Source organism: Methanosarcina thermophila TM-1 (assembly GCF_000969885.1).
Lineage (GTDB): Archaea > Halobacteriota > Methanosarcinia > Methanosarcinales > Methanosarcinaceae > Methanosarcina > Methanosarcina thermophila.
This window is the reverse complement of record NZ_CP009501.1, coordinates 2,459,148-2,474,869: the sequence shown is the minus strand read 5'-3', so window position 1 is coordinate 2,474,869 and position 15,722 is coordinate 2,459,148. Positions and strand designations below refer to the sequence as shown.

General features: G+C 41.9%; 17 protein-coding genes. 6 read left to right on the top strand and 11 right to left on the bottom strand.

The window, feature by feature from the left end; genetic code table 11:
* Positions 1 to 97: 97 nt before the first annotated feature.
* Together MSTHT_RS10720 and MSTHT_RS10715 are read left to right on the top strand one after the other, a co-directional pair.
* Entirely contained in the window at positions 98 to 538 is a 441-nt protein-coding gene (locus MSTHT_RS10720; RefSeq protein WP_048167775.1) for an archease, read from the top strand.
* 343 nt (positions 539 to 881) lie between these two features.
* Positions 882 to 2,384 (top strand): RtcB family protein, encoded by a 1,503-nt coding sequence (locus MSTHT_RS10715; protein ID WP_048167774.1) that lies wholly within the window; start codon positions 882 to 884, stop codon positions 2,382 to 2,384.
* Between the two features lie 294 nt (positions 2,385 to 2,678).
* Here the strand turns inward: MSTHT_RS10715 and MSTHT_RS10710 are convergent, their stop codons facing one another.
* The 9 genes from MSTHT_RS10710 to mtrE form a co-directional block, all read right to left on the bottom strand.
* Positions 2,679 to 3,776 (bottom strand): hypothetical protein, encoded by a 1,098-nt coding sequence (locus MSTHT_RS10710; RefSeq protein ID WP_048167773.1) that lies wholly within the window; start codon positions 3,774 to 3,776, stop codon positions 2,679 to 2,681.
* A 1,106-nt stretch (positions 3,777 to 4,882) separates the two neighbouring features.
* Positions 4,883 to 5,833, bottom strand: coding sequence for a tetrahydromethanopterin S-methyltransferase subunit H (gene mtrH / locus MSTHT_RS10705; RefSeq protein ID WP_048167772.1), 951 nt, complete (start codon positions 5,831 to 5,833; stop codon positions 4,883 to 4,885).
* Positions 5,834 to 5,846: 13 nt separating this feature from the next.
* On the bottom strand, positions 5,847 to 6,065 hold the full coding sequence (mtrG, locus tag MSTHT_RS10700) for a tetrahydromethanopterin S-methyltransferase subunit MtrG (RefSeq protein WP_048167771.1): 219 nt from the start codon (positions 6,063 to 6,065) through the stop codon (positions 5,847 to 5,849).
* A gap of 13 nt (positions 6,066 to 6,078) precedes the next feature.
* A complete protein-coding gene (locus tag MSTHT_RS10695; protein WP_048167770.1) occupies positions 6,079 to 6,294 on the bottom strand; it encodes a tetrahydromethanopterin S-methyltransferase subunit F in 216 nt (71 codons plus the stop codon).
* A 5-nt stretch (positions 6,295 to 6,299) separates the two neighbouring features.
* Entirely contained in the window at positions 6,300 to 7,025 is a 726-nt protein-coding gene (gene mtrA / locus MSTHT_RS10690) for a tetrahydromethanopterin S-methyltransferase subunit A (RefSeq protein WP_048167769.1), read from the bottom strand.
* Between the two features lies 1 nt (position 7,026).
* Entirely contained in the window at positions 7,027 to 7,353 is a 327-nt protein-coding gene (locus MSTHT_RS10685) for a tetrahydromethanopterin S-methyltransferase subunit B (RefSeq protein ID WP_048167768.1), read from the bottom strand.
* A complete protein-coding gene (gene mtrC / locus MSTHT_RS10680) occupies positions 7,350 to 8,153 on the bottom strand; it encodes a tetrahydromethanopterin S-methyltransferase subunit MtrC (RefSeq protein WP_048167767.1) in 804 nt (267 codons plus the stop codon). Before mtrC ends, MSTHT_RS10685 begins: the two co-directional genes overlap by 4 nt.
* Before the next feature lies 1 nt (position 8,154).
* Positions 8,155 to 8,907, bottom strand: coding sequence for a tetrahydromethanopterin S-methyltransferase subunit D (gene mtrD, locus MSTHT_RS10675; protein WP_048167766.1), 753 nt, complete (start codon positions 8,905 to 8,907; stop codon positions 8,155 to 8,157).
* Positions 8,904 to 9,818 (bottom strand): tetrahydromethanopterin S-methyltransferase subunit E, encoded by a 915-nt coding sequence (gene mtrE / locus MSTHT_RS10670; RefSeq protein ID WP_048167765.1) that lies wholly within the window; start codon positions 9,816 to 9,818, stop codon positions 8,904 to 8,906. Before mtrE ends, mtrD begins: the two co-directional genes overlap by 4 nt.
* 776 nt (positions 9,819 to 10,594) lie before the next feature.
* Between mtrE and MSTHT_RS10665 the strand changes: the two genes are divergently transcribed.
* Positions 10,595 to 11,404 carry a sugar phosphate isomerase/epimerase family protein gene (locus MSTHT_RS10665; protein ID WP_048167764.1) on the top strand — a complete coding sequence of 270 codons (810 nt, stop codon included), beginning with the start codon at positions 10,595 to 10,597 and terminating at the stop codon, positions 11,402 to 11,404.
* A gap of 46 nt (positions 11,405 to 11,450) precedes the next feature.
* On the opposite strand, the gene MSTHT_RS10660 is transcribed toward MSTHT_RS10665, so the two are convergent.
* Positions 11,451 to 13,370, bottom strand: a complete 1,920-nt coding sequence (locus MSTHT_RS10660) for a sodium:solute symporter family protein (protein WP_048167763.1) — start codon at positions 13,368 to 13,370, stop codon at positions 11,451 to 11,453.
* Positions 13,371 to 13,848: 478 nt separating this feature from the next.
* Between MSTHT_RS10660 and MSTHT_RS10655 the strand changes: the two genes are divergently transcribed.
* From MSTHT_RS10655 to MSTHT_RS10645, 3 genes are all read left to right on the top strand, one after another.
* The gene (locus MSTHT_RS10655) at positions 13,849 to 14,004 is read left to right on the top strand and encodes a hypothetical protein (RefSeq protein WP_197071748.1); all 156 of its coding nucleotides are present in this window, start codon (positions 13,849 to 13,851) and stop codon (positions 14,002 to 14,004) included.
* Positions 13,982 to 14,164, top strand: a complete 183-nt coding sequence (locus tag MSTHT_RS10650) for a hypothetical protein (protein ID WP_048167761.1) — start codon at positions 13,982 to 13,984, stop codon at positions 14,162 to 14,164. Before MSTHT_RS10655 ends, MSTHT_RS10650 begins: the two co-directional genes overlap by 23 nt.
* A 341-nt stretch (positions 14,165 to 14,505) precedes the next feature.
* The gene (locus MSTHT_RS10645) at positions 14,506 to 15,093 is read left to right on the top strand and encodes a molybdenum-dependent transcriptional regulator (protein WP_048167760.1); all 588 of its coding nucleotides are present in this window, start codon (positions 14,506 to 14,508) and stop codon (positions 15,091 to 15,093) included.
* Positions 15,094 to 15,108: 15 nt separating this feature from the next.
* On the opposite strand, the gene MSTHT_RS10640 is transcribed toward MSTHT_RS10645, so the two are convergent.
* On the bottom strand, positions 15,109 to 15,573 hold the full coding sequence (locus MSTHT_RS10640; protein ID WP_048167759.1) for a universal stress protein: 465 nt from the start codon (positions 15,571 to 15,573) through the stop codon (positions 15,109 to 15,111).
* Positions 15,574 to 15,722: the final 149 nt, after the last annotated feature.

Here is a 15,722-nt window from a genome sequence, read left to right as displayed (position 1 = left end):
GTAAACCCAGCTTTTCCTGATTTAGAAATTTCTTCTGATCTGAACGCAGATTTTTGCAGCGAATAGTTTAAGGTACACAAGAGCACAATACTTGACTATGTCGTCCCAAGGAAAACAGTATGAATATCTGGAACATACTGCAGATATCAAGTTCATGGCTTATGGGAAGTCCCTGGAAGAAGTGTTTGAGAATTCGGCTCTCGCTATGTTCAATGTTATGATTGATACAGAGCAGGTCTCTGGAGAAACCAGAAAAGAAATTTTTCTCAAAGCACCTGACCTTGAATCCCTGCTTGTGGACTGGCTTTCCGAACTTTTATATATATTTGAAGTTGATGAAATTGTTTTCAGGGAATTTAAAGTTGAGAAAATTAAGGAAGAAGCTGGTGAATATTCGATAATTGCTCAAGCAGTGGGTGAAGAATACTATCCCGAAAGCCATCCCTTTAAGACCGAAATCAAAGCTGTTACTTATAACCAGCTGGAAATAACAAAAACCGACGATGGCTGGAAGGCTCAGGTCGTTGTGGATATTTAAGCAAGCAGAAACTTCTCCCTTATCTGCCGATAACTGGCTATTTTTCTTCCAGCTCTCCTTATGCATAGCTTCATGTATGTGAATTACTATCCTATTCTGCATTACAGGGTCTCAAGTTTAGTTATCTAGTCCTGAACTCATTCATTCGTGTTTAGACCGATTTTGTTATATTGAATAATAATATCTCATGTGTTTCCAGAAATCAGTATGACCTTAATCCAGCCTTGCACAGCGTATCCTGATTACGTTTCAGAAGTAACTTGTAGAAATTTGAGAAACAGAAGGTAAATTAATAATCCCAGAATTATATTCATAAAGCATAGAGGAGCAGGGAGTATAAATCATGGCAGAAGGCGAAGATATAGCTATTGAAGAATTAAGCACAGGACATGTGACGGGGGATATAAGAAATATGGTCAGGAAGCTTTCAGAAAATAGCTGGGAAATCCCTATTGGACATATCCCTAATATGCGGGTTCCAGGGCGCCTGTTTGTATCTGAAAACTTACTCCTTGGGATTGAACACGGGACTATTGACCAGATTGCAAATGTGGCAACTCTCCCTGGCATCCAGAAGTATTCCATGGCAATGCCTGATGCCCATCTTGGATATGGTTTTGCCATTGGGGGAGTAGCGGCTTTTGACACGGAAGAGGGAATCATCAGCCCTGGAGGAGTTGGTTTTGATATCAACTGCGGAGTAAGGCTAATTCGTACTAAACTTCAGAAGGAGGAGGTAATTCCTTACATAAAGACATTAACCGATGAGCTTTTTAAAAATATTCCCGCAGGTGTTGGTTCCAAAAGTCGGTTCAGGGCTTCAGATAAGGAGCTTGACTGTGCTTTTCTTGAAGGTGCAAAGTGGGCTGTGGAAGCCGGATATGGTGTGGAAGCCGATACTGAACATTGTGAAGCAAACGGATATATGGAAGGTGCTGACCCTTCCTATGTAAGTACGAAAGCCAGAAACCGGGGTAGACCTCAGCTAGGAACGCTAGGAAGCGGCAACCATTTCCTTGAGGTTCAGTATGTCGATAAAATCTATGATCAGGAAATGGCTTCAACCTTCGGGCTTGAAGAAGGTCAGGTCACTGTAATGATTCACTGCGGGTCAAGGGGTGCAGGGCATCAGATATGTACTGATTATCTAAAGGAACTCTCTCAGGCTGTAAAGAACTATAAGATTGAGATTCCTGATAAACAGCTTGCCTGTGCTCCTGCACAGTCAAAGGAAGCTCAGAACTACTTTAAAGCTATGATGTGCGCTGCAAATTATGCGTGGGCAAACCGGCAAATGATCACGCACTGGACAAGGGAATCATTTGAAAATGTATTCGGGATAGACGCTGAAGACCTGGGCATGAGCCTGCTTTATGACGTTGCTCATAATGTGGCAAAACTTGAAGAACATACCGTGGACGGCAAGAAAAAAGAGGTGTATGTACACAGAAAAGGGGCAACAAGGGCGTTTCCCCCAGGACATCCTGAAGTCCCTACCGTGTACAGGGATGTAGGACAACCAGTTTTGATTCCAGGAAGCATGGGAACTCCATCCTTTATATTATGCGGTTCGAAGGAAGCTATGGATATCTCTTTCGGCAGCGCCTGCCACGGAGCAGGAAGGGTAATGAGCAGAGCACATGCAAAGAAAGAATTCCGCGGACAAAACATAAAAGACAACCTTGAGGCTCAGGGCATTACGATAAGAGCCACGCATCCATCAGTGCTTGCAGAGGAAGCTCCAGGCGTATACAAATCCAGCAGTGAGGTGGTAAATGTCGTACATGAACTTGGCATTGCCCGTAAGGTCGCAAGAGTTCTTCCATTAGGGGTTACAAAAGGCTGAATTATTAGGGGTTACAAAAGGCTGAATTAGATAACGAAAAGCAGTAAGCTATATAATGACAGGAATCAGACATCGAAAATTTAGGGAAAACTTTGGCTCAGGCTGAAGTTTTTAATCCCTGATCTCTTTAAATATTTCTTTATCTCTTTAAATATTTCTTAATCTCTTTAAATATTTCTTTAATACTCTATTTAATACCTCTCTATCTGATATTCCTCCCATTAATCCTCTTTCAGAGATCTCTTCAGTATATATTCCTTAATATTTTCTCTCAAGGTTATTCAGTGTCTTCCGTCATCTTCCATCAGGTAGGGAGTCCAGACTATCCTGTTTTCGTTCCTGAAAGAATCGGAATTCGATCATGCTTGAATAGGAAGATGTTTCAAAAGGTGTGCCCTTTTCCCTGAATATGTTCGAGAAGTATGCAACAAGATTGCGGATAACCCTTTCATCTTTGAAATCATGGTAGATGGTTACTGACTCATTTCCGGGCTCAAGGGAAATCTCTATATTCTTGGCAAGTTGAGTTGCCAGGTACATTTTCCTGAAATTAACCAGTAAATCCGGAAGGGACATATCACATACAGACTGCTTACATAAGCGCTCAAGGATCTTTGTCGGGTTTGGAACTTCCCCGGCTGCAAAAACCTCAAACTGGTTCCTATGAAGAGTCACGAGATTAAACCTTTCAACATTATAAGTATACATGAGCTGAGTCCAGAACTCGGTATTTTCATCCAGCTCTCTGCATAAAACATCAAGGTACCCAAAGTGCTTCAGGATTCCAGGCATAGTCTCGTTCGAGGAGGTAGAGGGGTTCTTTCTGAAAGAAATCTGGGTGGAGTTTGATCTTCTGAAAACATGCTCAACATCGAGTTGTTTCCACTTGGAAAGGAAATGAGCCACCAGTTGACCAAAAAAGTCTCTGCTGTGTACAGTAGAATTGGAAAGAATTACCAGTGCAGACTCAGGATTATTAATATCTTCACACTTTATTGAAGTCCGAATTGCCCAGTGATAGCTTTTTGAAACCCTATTAAGGTGATCTTCAAGCTGCTTCATATCGTGAATCTCAAACGGATTGATGAGCTCATTAACAAGCTCTTCATCAGTGAGCCTGCCTTTCGTACACCTGAATAGCCATTCAAGCATTGTTCTATTTATAACGATATTTTCTCCGCTTTGAATTGTATTGTTTAACTCCTCTTTTGAAGGAGTTTCTTTTAAAAATCGGATTGCTTCATCAATACTTTTATGATATGTAAGAGCTGTATCCGCAATCTCAATAGTATCCCTGACTGCAGCGCTCAAATTCCCATTATTGGCATCCAGAAGGGGCTGTAACTTTTTAAGATACTTATCATCCAGGGATATATTTTTTCTGATCAGCATATTTCCACCCGATACCCGGTTTCCTGGTTCTTTATGCTATGATCCGTTTTGGCGACCGTAAGCTCAGGACTTTTTACGGCTTCCGGTTTAAAAGCTCGAAAAAACGCTTTTACAATGAGACTCCGTGAATCTAAAAGTTTTTACTTAGAACCCTGTTTAGTACAGGTAAGTGCTACCAAATATTAAACCTTTCTATTTAGTATCATTTCTTAGTAATTAGAGTTAACATAGGTGCCAAAATACTCCATCTGAGAAGCTATTAATCCCGAAGTATCTATGATATTGATATGATTATAAAACCGCAGAATTGATCCGATACAAGTTTTTAGATATGGTCTTAATCTCAAATTTAGATTAAGATTTCTTTTAATATCGAGTAAGAAACTTGATAACTAACCGCAAACAGATGGCACTGGTTCACAATTCTTTATATATATATGTTAAGACACTGTACAACATGTCCATTAAAAGGGTTGGTATATAAATCGGACTGCTATAACCTGGAAGATTGTATTGTTGATTTCGCCCTTTTCTTACAGTTTGTCCAGACTATAATTATCTACTCTAATTTAATCTCAAAGACATAGGTTGACATTCAAAAAACTGTAAATTAGGGAGTAAATAATGCGGTTCCTGCCTGAGTGCAGGAGTAAAAATTCACAGGTTATAACGGTTTCTCTGATAACTCACAATCTTCAAAGGTGATAACAGTCCCAGAGAGCGAGTTTGGGAGTGGATTCATATGTACCTGGCAGGCTCAGATGGAGTAATTAGCCAGCCAGGTGCTTTCTCCTGAAAAAATAACCTGGATCTTTTAATACCATTTTCTTTTCGTTTTCTTTTCAGTCTTTTTCTTTATGTTCACTTATAGCATGGTTTCTGGCTCGCATAAATCAGAATTTCCCGATTTGCCTGAAACTACATCTAAAAGTATTTAATTAGAACTAAAAATTCGGCAGAAATACATGAAAACTAAGAGCCAGATGGGGAAGGAAAACAAATGCCAGTGTTTGATAAAAAGCCACAATGGTTTAGAAAATAAAAAAAGCAAAGGAAAATTTCCTCTGCTTTGAGTCCTGAGACTCTTTTAGTTTTTTTCAATTAGATTATGTCAGTTTGGTAACCGGGTGGTTTGCCAGATCTGCAATCTCGACGCCAAGTTCCTTTGCAGTTTCACCGAGCATGATGTCGACCATTGCAACAGCTGGGAAAATCTGGTTGACGTTCTCGATAGGACCATAGAGCAGATAGTCCGAACCTGCGATCTGGGCTACAAGGTTAGTACCAATGTCTGAAGGCATGTAGATTGCCTTTGGATCAGGCTGAGTCTTCTTGAATTTGCGGAGCCAGTCCCATGCCGAAGCCATGTTGTGGTATCCACCGCCGATTGGCAGCCCGAATCTTGCTTTCAGTGTGGGTATCGAGCGGATAGTAGCACCGGAACCTGCCCCAAGAGGCATGGCTGCGACGTCGATAATTGGGTACTTTATTCCACATTCCTTTGCGACCTGGAGCATACCCTTGGTTTGTCCGGAACCGCCGACTTCAAGGATATCTATCTTTCCTTTTACGGTCGGGTCAGTTGCGTTGAAAGCCAGAACGATTGCAGCTGTTACATCGCTGTCAGTGAGAGCATCGATTTCTTCCTGTTCGATACTTGCGTTAATCGAGTTGTGGATTGCCCTGTCTGCAACACCAATTTCGGTACAGTGCTGAGCTGCTGCTGCACGCACGTTTCCGGCTGAGGAGTCAATCAGGAAAGGTGTCCTGTCATCGATCTCAACGAACCAGTCGATATAACGCTTAATTGCTTCAGGGGTTTCTCCTACAATCTGGTTTACATAGGGGAGCCCCGTTTCATCGCTCAGTGCGACCTGAGTGTTCCAGAGATTTTCTGCGGCTTCTCTGTCAAAAATACCCTTGTCCTCGTCAGATACAATCTTGTGTCTTGCATAGAACATGGTACTGACTAATACGGTTGGATATTCGCCAGGCTGTCCGCCAAACTTAACTCCACCGATTTCAAAAACTTCCTGTTTCTTGTCAAACTTGAACATTTTGATCCCTCATTTATAAGAACATTGATGATACCTGGACATAGATCAGGAAGAGCAGCAGGCCCAAAACTCCGCCGTACAGAATTCCGATATCTCTTCCTACTTTCTTTCCAATTCTCTGCGCAATTTCACTGTTGACAAACTCGATCTTTTCGTCGATCTTATCGAGCCTTTTCATTACTTCGTTAAACTCGCTTGGCTCTACAAACGCTGCTGGTGCTTTTCCATCCATATTTTCTCACCTCTCACCAGACCAGTAGTGGGAGTACAATGACCATCAGCAGTGAAAAGATGAAACCTGCTGCAAAGCCGATTACTCCGGTAGACATAACCCCGGAATCCAGCTTCTGGTTTCTCGCAATCAATTGTGCTCTATATCGAATGCTCTCAACAGTAGCATCAATTGCGCCCATCTGAGGAGCAAGCACCATTGGTACGCCTTTTTCATATTCTTCTGCCATTTACGTTACCTCCCTAGCAGTAATAATCCAAGCAGGGATATGGTCACTGTCAACCCTATCATAACGCCTTCAATCTTTCCTGCGTGAACTCCTGCGTGGAACTTGTTCAAGTTCCCTATATTTATCATCCGTTCTTCAATTGCCTTCATCCTGCTACGAAGAAGTGCAATTTCACCGGAAACTGGTCTTACAACGCCGCCTTCTTCTTCTTCTCCTTCGCCCTCCTCACTGATTTCCACAATCATTGGTTCTGCATCAAAGGCACCGGGATCTTTTGAGGCGAGTTCTCTCACCTTGGCGGTGATAACACCCATATCTTCGGTATCGATCAGATTGACAGCTTCAACCTGTTCCTGGAAGCGAGCAATTGCGGCTGCATTCAGATTTTCCACATATGGAATTGCCCCTAGTGCTCCATCAATCCTGTTTTCTTTTACACCGTTTGCATGGAGGGCTAACATCGACTGTCCGGTAACGTGCCCTTTAACTTCAGAGCCAGTCACAAGCAGATATCTGATGTTAGGGTTTGAGATAATATGAGCAACGACTTTTTCAATACCGAGGTTTTCGGTCTTACACGATCCGGTTATGGCTGCCCCTGCGTCAAGGATTGGCTTTCCGGGAAGGTGTGACCCGCAGGTAATTACCAGTACACAGTTCTTGGGATCGCCTACTTCATATTCACCTTTCAGGATAGGCCATCCTGGGGCTGGTTCTCTCTTCTCTACCATTTTACACCACCCCTTCCATCAGTCTTGTAATGTATATTATTAGTGCCAGCAGTCCGCCAAAGGCAAGACCTATAACAACTCCATAGAAGGAGTTTGCGTAAATTCCTGCCATGTAGGAGGTATGCTCACGGCCTGGCCAGGAATTAAGGAGTGGTGCGCTGGGTGAGAGTGAATTTAACAGATCGTCTGCAATTGCATCCAGTTTGTCCACTCTCTCAAAGACGGGCTCCATGGAATACTGAATAGAGTCTTTCCGTTCTTGTGTGACGGCTCCAGAATCCGTATCCATGACCAGATTTATCTCGGGAGCTATACGAACAATGCTCATTGCAATTCCTCCGCACTTGGAAGCATACCGGTTCCAACCACTGCATGTGCATCTCTCTTAATAAGCGCGTAGTGTTTGCTGAAGGCAACATACCAGATTATAATTCCTATAAGTATGTTTACGCCAGCTGACATCAATCCTTCATGCAGAGAAGACGCAAGACCTGTAATTACTAATGCGATTGCCCCTTTTTCAACAGCAAGCATGAGTGTTCTGTCCTGTTTCTCATCAGGACCCAGGCTGGCATTGAAAGGATGAAGTATTCCCATACCACCTATTATAAAGATCAGTGCAATGTATCCGTTTGCAATAACACTTTCAATAACTGCAGCATACTCGAACGACCCGGCAATAACTACACTCAGACCGAGAATTACAAGAGTACCAGCACCTGCAATTTCTACCATTGCCTGTTCCATAATAGGGATACCCATGCCGATTACTTTGTTTGCAAGGGCACCAATAACGGCACCTATAATTGCTGCCACAATGAAAGCAACTATGGGTCCTGCAATGCCTCCTATGGAAAGTCCGAATAGAGCTGCTACAACACCCATACCAAGGGCTAACATACCGATTGATGGAACACCTGTACCAAGCCCATAGCTTGCAACACGCCGAACTGCATCAGCACCCCAGACCGTTGCACAGATTGCTCCAATTCCTCCAAAGAAGGAATACGCCGGAGGTGCAAAGTTACCCAGGTAAATTCCGACAAGCCCGCCAACTATACCCAGAGCCATTATTGTTTGTGGAGGATATCCGCCTTTAGCTTCTCCTCCTGCTCCGCCTACAGACATTTTAAATACCTCCAAGCTGTGAGATTGCAATTACAGCCACAATAGCACACAGTATTGAAGCTACGAGGGAAGAAATAACCGCTTTTGGCCATTTTTTGAATTTCGGATCATGGAACCCTTCAATTGTACCTCCTATGTTATAGGAAGGAATTACAGCGTTCACTAAGAAAATGCCTATTGCAAATATTGCTGCAAGTGCAACAAGTGAGTTCCCTGTGACTGCAGTGGTGACTCCGACACGTTCCAGCCCAGCATTCACACCTACTTCAATGAGTGAATAATAAACCAGGGACCCTCCGAGCCCACCAAGAGCAGCACCGATGACTCCACTCACAAAACTGACAGTAGGAATCCCGTGACCCTCAGTACCCTGAGACACATAAAGGTCCTGTCTATATCTTGTTATAGGGTCATACTTTACTTTTGCAGAAGAAGGCACAACCCCTACACCATAAACATAGACCCAGGTGCCTACAATCATGGTCACAGCGATCATGATCATTGCTCCTACTGCACCTGAGGCAGCAATCAGGGCAAGGTTGTCGGTTACGTTCATCATAAACCCGGCACTGACAAGCCCTGTAAGACCTGCACCTGCTGCCAGCTGCACTGTACCGGTACCGACTCCAGTCGCCTGAGCCATAGCTGCAGGTGCACCACCTACAGGCACGAAGTGGACACCCCAGGAGACCAAAACGCCACCAATAACAATGAGAACCATCCAGAGGATATTTCCTAAGATAGCGTCAATCATGCTGAAGCCTCCTCGGAGTTTTCCTGTTTATAAGGTCCGAAATCGTTGCGGGCTTTTGTTTCAATCTTCCAGTTCCAGATAATTAATATAAGGACAATAATGACACCTGCAACAACAGAGAGCCAACCTTCAGTAAGCCCCTGTGAAGGATCAAAAATAGTGGTTATCCAGCTTCCCAGGAATACGGTCATACCAAAAGCAATTCCGGTAACAGGACCTCCAAACTTAGAACAGAACCAAGAATTATCATACCCGTTCCTGAGCCCTGATTCGGCATATCTTACAATATTTCCTGAGTTTGAAGCGTTTAATCCTGAACCGAATTCAAACTGCTGGAATTCACGCTCTGCACCGTAGTGGATGTCACCTGTTGAAGATCCGATTGCACCTACTGTGATACCCCAGATAAAAGCCAGCATAGTTAGCGGGAAGGGGTGTCCGAGTACAACGGTCATCAGATACGATACTACTAGAACACAGAAGGTCGTTATAAATGCAAATCCCATAATCGCCGGGGTATGGCTTCTTATTAAATCCAGATAAATCGGCTGCTTGAACCTACTCTGACTGGCAGCTCTGCCCATTGTAGCAGTTACCGCAAAGGTACCATGTATGCATGCTGCAACTAAAGAACCTAATACCAGTGCAAAGAGTGGAGATAGCGTAAATTCAGCTATTAATACTGTTGCAACGGCTCCACCAATCGAACACATTAAAGCATTGGATGGTGGTTCACCTGAAATGGCTTTATTAAAAATTCTGTGTGGATATCCCATCTGGGGAGCTAGCTGCACCTGAGAGTTGGGGTTACTCTGCGATCCTATATCCGATTCCAGGTCTTCGGATGCACCTGCAATGGTCGCAGCCACTCCAATTAATGCAAGCACTCCCATGCTTACGAGTGGTTCCATTCATTTTCCTCCTTTAATATTATTATATGTAATAAATGGATTCAAAAAACGCTGTACATTTTTTTCAAATCGTTTGCCATATCATCACGAAGAAATATGATTATGACGCGCGTTAATTTTTTGATTAGGGAGGATCATTCATAAACCTTTCGAAATATGTAGGCTTTTAAAATATTATTATAAGACTATATAATATACAATCAATTTTATAAGACATGTTGAGTGCTGTAAAACAAACAAATTCATATATTTATATAAATAAAAGAATTTTACTTCATTCAATATAATATAAAGATTCCGATTGTAATTAGTAGATTTTTTTATCAATTAATTAAAAAATATTTGCTATTTTTATATTAATAAATTCATCTGACATTGTTTTTATATTATTAGTTTTCATAAATAGTAAGTTGTATAAACTTCTTCATTTATTTGCTGTACAAAAATTATATGTTGCCAGTATCATAAGCAAAAAAATATTTAATACTGTTTGTTTGCTGGAGGACAGTATATTTATTAAAGGGATATATACTTTTTAAATGAATTTTTATAAAATATTTCAAATTGTTGTGCGTATAACATCTTATTATATATAAATATGTTGACTAATTTTCTCACATTATGAGCATGGAATTATCTGAATAAGCTTAAAGAGGGAATTTTCACAGGCTTTTAATTCTGGCTTCAATCAAAACTATTATTCTTAGTTATTTCTCGCGGTTTGAATACCGCAGGATCAGAAAAGGATATTTATATTTAGTTTCCTTGCTTAGTGCGTGATTTTAGGAGCTTCATCTTTTGCCGGCGCCCCTGGGGATTTAAAAGAACATGTTGATTCTATAGAGCTGTATATTCCCAAACTTGGGATCTATCACGGTTTGACACTTGAAAAAGAAAAGCTTGACAGGGTACTGGATGAAATTTCAATCTATAATTTTGCAGTTACAGTTCATGCTCCTTACTGGGCTGCAGATCCAAAATATCCATCTGCTCTCCAGATAGATACTGCACAGATGGGCAAGAGAGAATTTGCCCTTATGGAAGAATCAATTGAACTTGCAAACCGGACTGGAGCCTCAGTTGTGGTACTGCATCCGGGCAGAATTGGGACTGATAGGGAAAAATCGTTCTCATCTATGATAGAAAACCTGAGCAGGCTTGCCTCAGTAGCTGAAGATTACGGAGTTATCCTGGGTCTTGAGAACAAAGAAGGTACAGATCCTTCGAATTTTTGCTGTACGGCAGAGGAGCTTTCTCGGACAATAGAAACTGTGAATTCCGGATACTTGAAGGCTACCTTTGACATAGGGCATGCAAACCTTACCTGCGGAGGTAATTCTGAAAAACTCAGGGAATTTGTCAGGATCCTGCAGAAACACATAATTCATCTTCACCTGCACGATAACAGCGGGGAGTGGACGCAAAGATACGATGGAGATGAACACATGGCTCCAGGAAAGGGCTGTGCAGACTTTACAGTCCTGAAACTGCTTTCAGGATACAAAGGAGTCTATAATTTTGAGGTATTCTCACTAGAAGATCTCTATTTCGGGAAAGAAACTCTTAAAAACGCACTTAAACTTTAAAAGCTAAAATTACAAAAAATAAACAAGGTTCAATTAGAACCCTGTTTTAATAAAAGTCCAGACTTATATTCTTCTGACCAAGTACTTTTTTTAGCTCTTCATAGGCGGTGAAAAGCTCTCTTTTCTGCCTTCCCACGGTTTCAAGCCTTGGCTCGGCTTTGAGCCAGATATCTTGCTCTCCGCTTCCCCTGGAAACTGCTACACAGGCAAGCATATCCCCATGAGTTAGCCTGTATATGGAGTCAAGTCCTGTAGGCGTAACCCAGGCTGGAGAACTCGCTTTAAGTTTATCTACCAGTTCGTGCCAGCTAAGGCTTCCTGAAGCCCGGAGATTGAGCTGAAGGTGAGCACGTTCTCCTGTAACTTTTTCATTCAGATTTTTGAGGAAAGCTCTGTACTCAGGATCATTTTCATTGATACCTTTTGCTTCATAGCGGGCAAGTTCTTCTGCTTCTTCTTCAAAAAAGGGTGCGAGATTTACCCTGCTTGAAGGTTTTGTCATGAAGGAAACTAAGAAGAAAGCGATTGCACTGAGAGACATTCCCACGATAACTCCGTGGCTCATCAGAACGGGATGAATGCTTTCCAAATAACTGGGAGCAAGAGGTGGAGTCTTTATAAGATCCAGAGCTACAAGGGCTACCTGAACAGTGAACCCAACTACCATGCCTGCAAAGGCTCCTTCCTTGGTAGCCCGCTTCCAGTACAGGCCTCCCATAAGCGGGAAGAAGTAAGAAGAGCTTGCAATGAAAGTTGCAATGTGAATAGCATCAATAATATTGGGGATTACGAATGAGCCTGCTGTTGCAGCGAGTATAATAAACAGTACACTGGCTCTGTTTACCAGCATCATTTCTTTCATTGTAGCATCTGGTTTTATATACCTTTGGTAGATGTCCCTAGAGATACAGGAGGCTCCTGAGGTTGAAAATGTATCCGCACAGGACATGGAAGCAGCTGCAAGTCCTATTGCACTGAGGGCTATCACTGCTGGTGCAGAGGCAAAACGTTCATTTACAAAAGCTAAAAGTGCGGGTTCTGCAAGGGACATACCTGCAGGGAAACCCATTCCGGCTATATCAGGAAAAATGTAACTGAGGGCTATTGCAATTACGGCACATGCCGTGAAAACTACAGTGATCATAAGTGACCCTATAATCATTCCAAGACTGGCAGATTTTGCATCCCTTGCTGCCCAGACTTTCTGCCAGGGATCCTGCTCAATAATCCAGCCAGGAATGATAGCAAAGCAGAAAATTAGTACCATGGGAAGGCCAATTGAAAGAGGATTCCACCAGTCTCCTGGCAAGCTTCCGAAAAGTTCGGAACTGCTTATTGCAGGCACCTGAAGCCCTCCATCTGCCACAGTCCCTACTGCAACAAAAGCCATTGCTATTACGAAAAGGGAGAGAAAGCCAAACTGGATAACATCCGTCCAGACAACTGCAGATAGTCCTCCAAGCGTCACGTAAATCGAAACTGCAATTGCAACAATGGCTGCGGCATAAAAGGGATCAAGACCGTAAAATGTTTGCAATACCAGGGAAAGCCCTGTAACATCGGCAACTGCAAAGAGAATCATTACAACCGTGATAATCAGGGCAATAGGCCATCTGACTATACTGCCATAGCGCTGTTCTAAAAGTTCGGGTTGTGTAATTGCTGGCAGGTTCTTAATCTTTTTCACAAGCACTGCGATTACGAGCAGGGCAATGATATTCGGAGCTACAAAAGCCCATATAGATCCCATTCCCTGAAGCATGAAATACCCGATGACTGCAAGAACCCCGCCTGCTGTTAGCCAGGAAGCTGCAGCTGAGAAACCAAGGGGAAAGGGTCCTATTCCCCTTCCTGCAAGCCAGAAGTCAGTAATAGATTTCTGTTTTTTATTAAAATACCAGCCGACCGATACAAGCCCGGCTATGTAGACCGCAAGCATTATAAGGAAAATATTATAACCGTCCATAAAGAAACCTTCAAAATGCTTTAGTATTGTAAGCAAGCATAGCTTTTTTTATCGAAATATCTGAGATATTAATTCATTTTCTTAAATTTTATCTTTTATATATTCTTTATTAATATATGAATAAATGAATTATTTACTTTGGTCAAATTATTATTAATATCTTTGCTTGAAGATGTACTTATTTCCCTCACATTAAGCAAGTTAATTGGATTCAACTGCCCTTAACTCCTATCAGTCGGATAGAAAAATATTTTCATTTAGCCGCTCTAAACTCCATAATTATCGAAAATAAGAATGTCTGAAGACCTTTTGCAGTTTTAAAGTAATTTTTATGGTATTTATTACCCTTTCTTCCTAAATATTACTTTTTTATTGTGAAAAAGCAGTTATTCTTCCTCAAAAAGCTTATATCTGTCACGTTCAAAACGATATAACCATGAAGATTAAAACCAGAATTTTCAGATTTATATCAACCCTCTTGATTCTGGTTGTATTTGCCGGCATAGGTTATGTTGGAGATAGGGGAAAGAACGAGAGTGTGAGCTCTATGGAAAACACATCTGGAAATGCTGCTGCAGGGGGAGGAGAGACTCTGACGATTTTCCATAATCGTGTATGGCGTAACCATTCCTAAAAATACTGGGAAACCAGAGCTTGCTGCTGAGTTTATAAAATTACTCCTCGAAGAGCCAGGTCAGCAAATATTCATAGAAAACGATCAGCCGCCTATCGCCCCTGTGATTACTGAAGGAAGAGATAAAATACCTGAAGAGCTACAGCCGCTTGTAGAATAAATTCGGACCGCAGATTTCTGAGAATTAAATCCGGGAAGATATTTATTAACGCTTCAGGGAATATTGAGGTTAAGAACCAGGTACGCCCCTCCCGGAGACCTGAAAACATAGTATTAAGTAAAACTTCTGCACAATCCAGCATCAGAAACTCCCTACAGGGCAGGGTTACTTAAGTCTGGATGCTGGGAGCTCTTGTCAGGGTGAAACTTGACTAAGGCGCTCCCTTTAACGCCCTATAATCCGGCAATCGGCGGAAGAAATGAATATTTTTCTCGGGATTCAGGCTCATGCCCAGTTCAAGGCAAGTTCTGTCCACGTGCTCAGGTAAAAGGTGAAAATCTATGAAAGCAAGAACAAAGCTCTGGTTTACGGAAGGCGGAAAAACGGTTATGGGTGCTGGAAGAGCTGAGTTATTGAGGACAATAGAAGAAGAACATTCACTTCGTAAAGCCTGCAAGAAACTCGGAATTTCGTATAAACATGCCTGGACCATGCTTAAAAAAATGAATGAGGCTCTTGGCGAACCCGCTGTCATCACAGTGCGTGGGGGAAAAGAACAGGGTACCTTTCTGACCGACCTTGGTAGAAAGTTGCTGGCAGAGTATGAGGCAGGTAAACAGCTTATTAATGAAACACTAGAGGATGAAACATCCTGGGAAAACATTAGTTTTAAGTTATCAGCCAGAAATCGGTTGGCAGGTAAAGTTCTTGAAGTGGAAAAAAACGGGCTTGTTAGCAAAATTACAATTGAAGTAGAACCTTCAATTATAACCTCAGTAGTTACCGAAGAAGCTGTAAAAGAACTGGATATAAACCCTGGAGACAGAGTTTATGCAGTTATTAAATCCACCGAGGTAATGATTGCAAAACATGTCAGTGAAAAAAAGCAAATCAAAGCCAGTTCCAAAGAGCCAGATCGTTCCGACTGAATTTATAACCATAATTTAAGAGGAGGTTTCAGATCTACTCCTCCCCCGAACGACCAGAACCGGAATTTTTGAGCCTCTTACTACTTTTTCTGCAACGCTTCCAATCAGAAATCTTTCGAGCCCGGATGCTCCAAGCGTACCCATTACTATCAGGTCAGCATTAATACTTTCTGCAAATTTTATAATCTCACTACTCGGGCAACCGTCTAAAACAACCTCTTTTACTTCTACCACTGAAGCTTCTCCAATCGCCTTAACTTCAGATACCGCCTTCTCTCCATCACTTTTCATGATGTTATATATCATGTCCCTGCCAATAGTCCAGGTCTCGGAAATCGTGGATCTGGTATCAATTACATAAAGGGCGTAAACAGTAGCCCCGCTAAGTTTCGCAAGCTCAATACCATAAGAAATAGCTCTACGGGTGTTTATTGACCCATCGGTTGCAATTACTATATTTTTATACAGATTTCCATTCATATCTTATTCTCCATTCTCTTCAAGCGCAATGTACAGGCGTAACAGAAAAAAATTAATTAGGTTATACTCAAAAAGGTTTGATTTTCAGAATTATTCAGGTGATTGCTTTGCAGTTTGAGTAAAAAATTCAAACTTATAAAGCCGAATAT

Bases quoted from the DNA above. Each gene is read 5' to 3' on its own strand.
- mtrA (WP_048167769.1), bottom strand. From the start codon at position 7,025: ATGGTAGAGAAGAGAGAACCAGCCCCAGGATGGCCTATCCTGAAAGGT.
- MSTHT_RS10685 (WP_048167768.1), bottom strand. From the start codon at position 7,353: ATGAGCATTGTTCGTATAGCTCCCGAGATAAATCTGGTCATGGATACG.
- MSTHT_RS10645 (WP_048167760.1), top strand. From the start codon at position 14,506: ATGAAAGCAAGAACAAAGCTCTGGTTTACGGAAGGCGGAAAAACGGTT.
- MSTHT_RS10660 (WP_048167763.1), bottom strand. From the start codon at position 13,370: ATGGACGGTTATAATATTTTCCTTATAATGCTTGCGGTCTACATAGCC.
- MSTHT_RS10710 (WP_048167773.1), bottom strand. From the start codon at position 3,776: ATGCTGATCAGAAAAAATATATCCCTGGATGATAAGTATCTTAAAAAG.
- MSTHT_RS10715 (WP_048167774.1), top strand. From the start codon at position 882: ATGGCAGAAGGCGAAGATATAGCTATTGAAGAATTAAGCACAGGACAT.
- MSTHT_RS10720 (WP_048167775.1), top strand. From the start codon at position 98: ATGTCGTCCCAAGGAAAACAGTATGAATATCTGGAACATACTGCAGAT.
- mtrE (WP_048167765.1), bottom strand. From the start codon at position 9,818: ATGGAACCACTCGTAAGCATGGGAGTGCTTGCATTAATTGGAGTGGCT.
- mtrC (WP_048167767.1), bottom strand. From the start codon at position 8,153: ATGTCTGTAGGCGGAGCAGGAGGAGAAGCTAAAGGCGGATATCCTCCA.
- mtrH (WP_048167772.1), bottom strand. From the start codon at position 5,833: ATGTTCAAGTTTGACAAGAAACAGGAAGTTTTTGAAATCGGTGGAGTT.
- MSTHT_RS10640 (WP_048167759.1), bottom strand. From the start codon at position 15,573: ATGAATGGAAATCTGTATAAAAATATAGTAATTGCAACCGATGGGTCA.
- mtrD (WP_048167766.1), bottom strand. From the start codon at position 8,907: ATGATTGACGCTATCTTAGGAAATATCCTCTGGATGGTTCTCATTGTT.
- MSTHT_RS10695 (WP_048167770.1), bottom strand. From the start codon at position 6,294: ATGGCAGAAGAATATGAAAAAGGCGTACCAATGGTGCTTGCTCCTCAG.
- mtrG (WP_048167771.1), bottom strand. From the start codon at position 6,065: ATGGATGGAAAAGCACCAGCAGCGTTTGTAGAGCCAAGCGAGTTTAAC.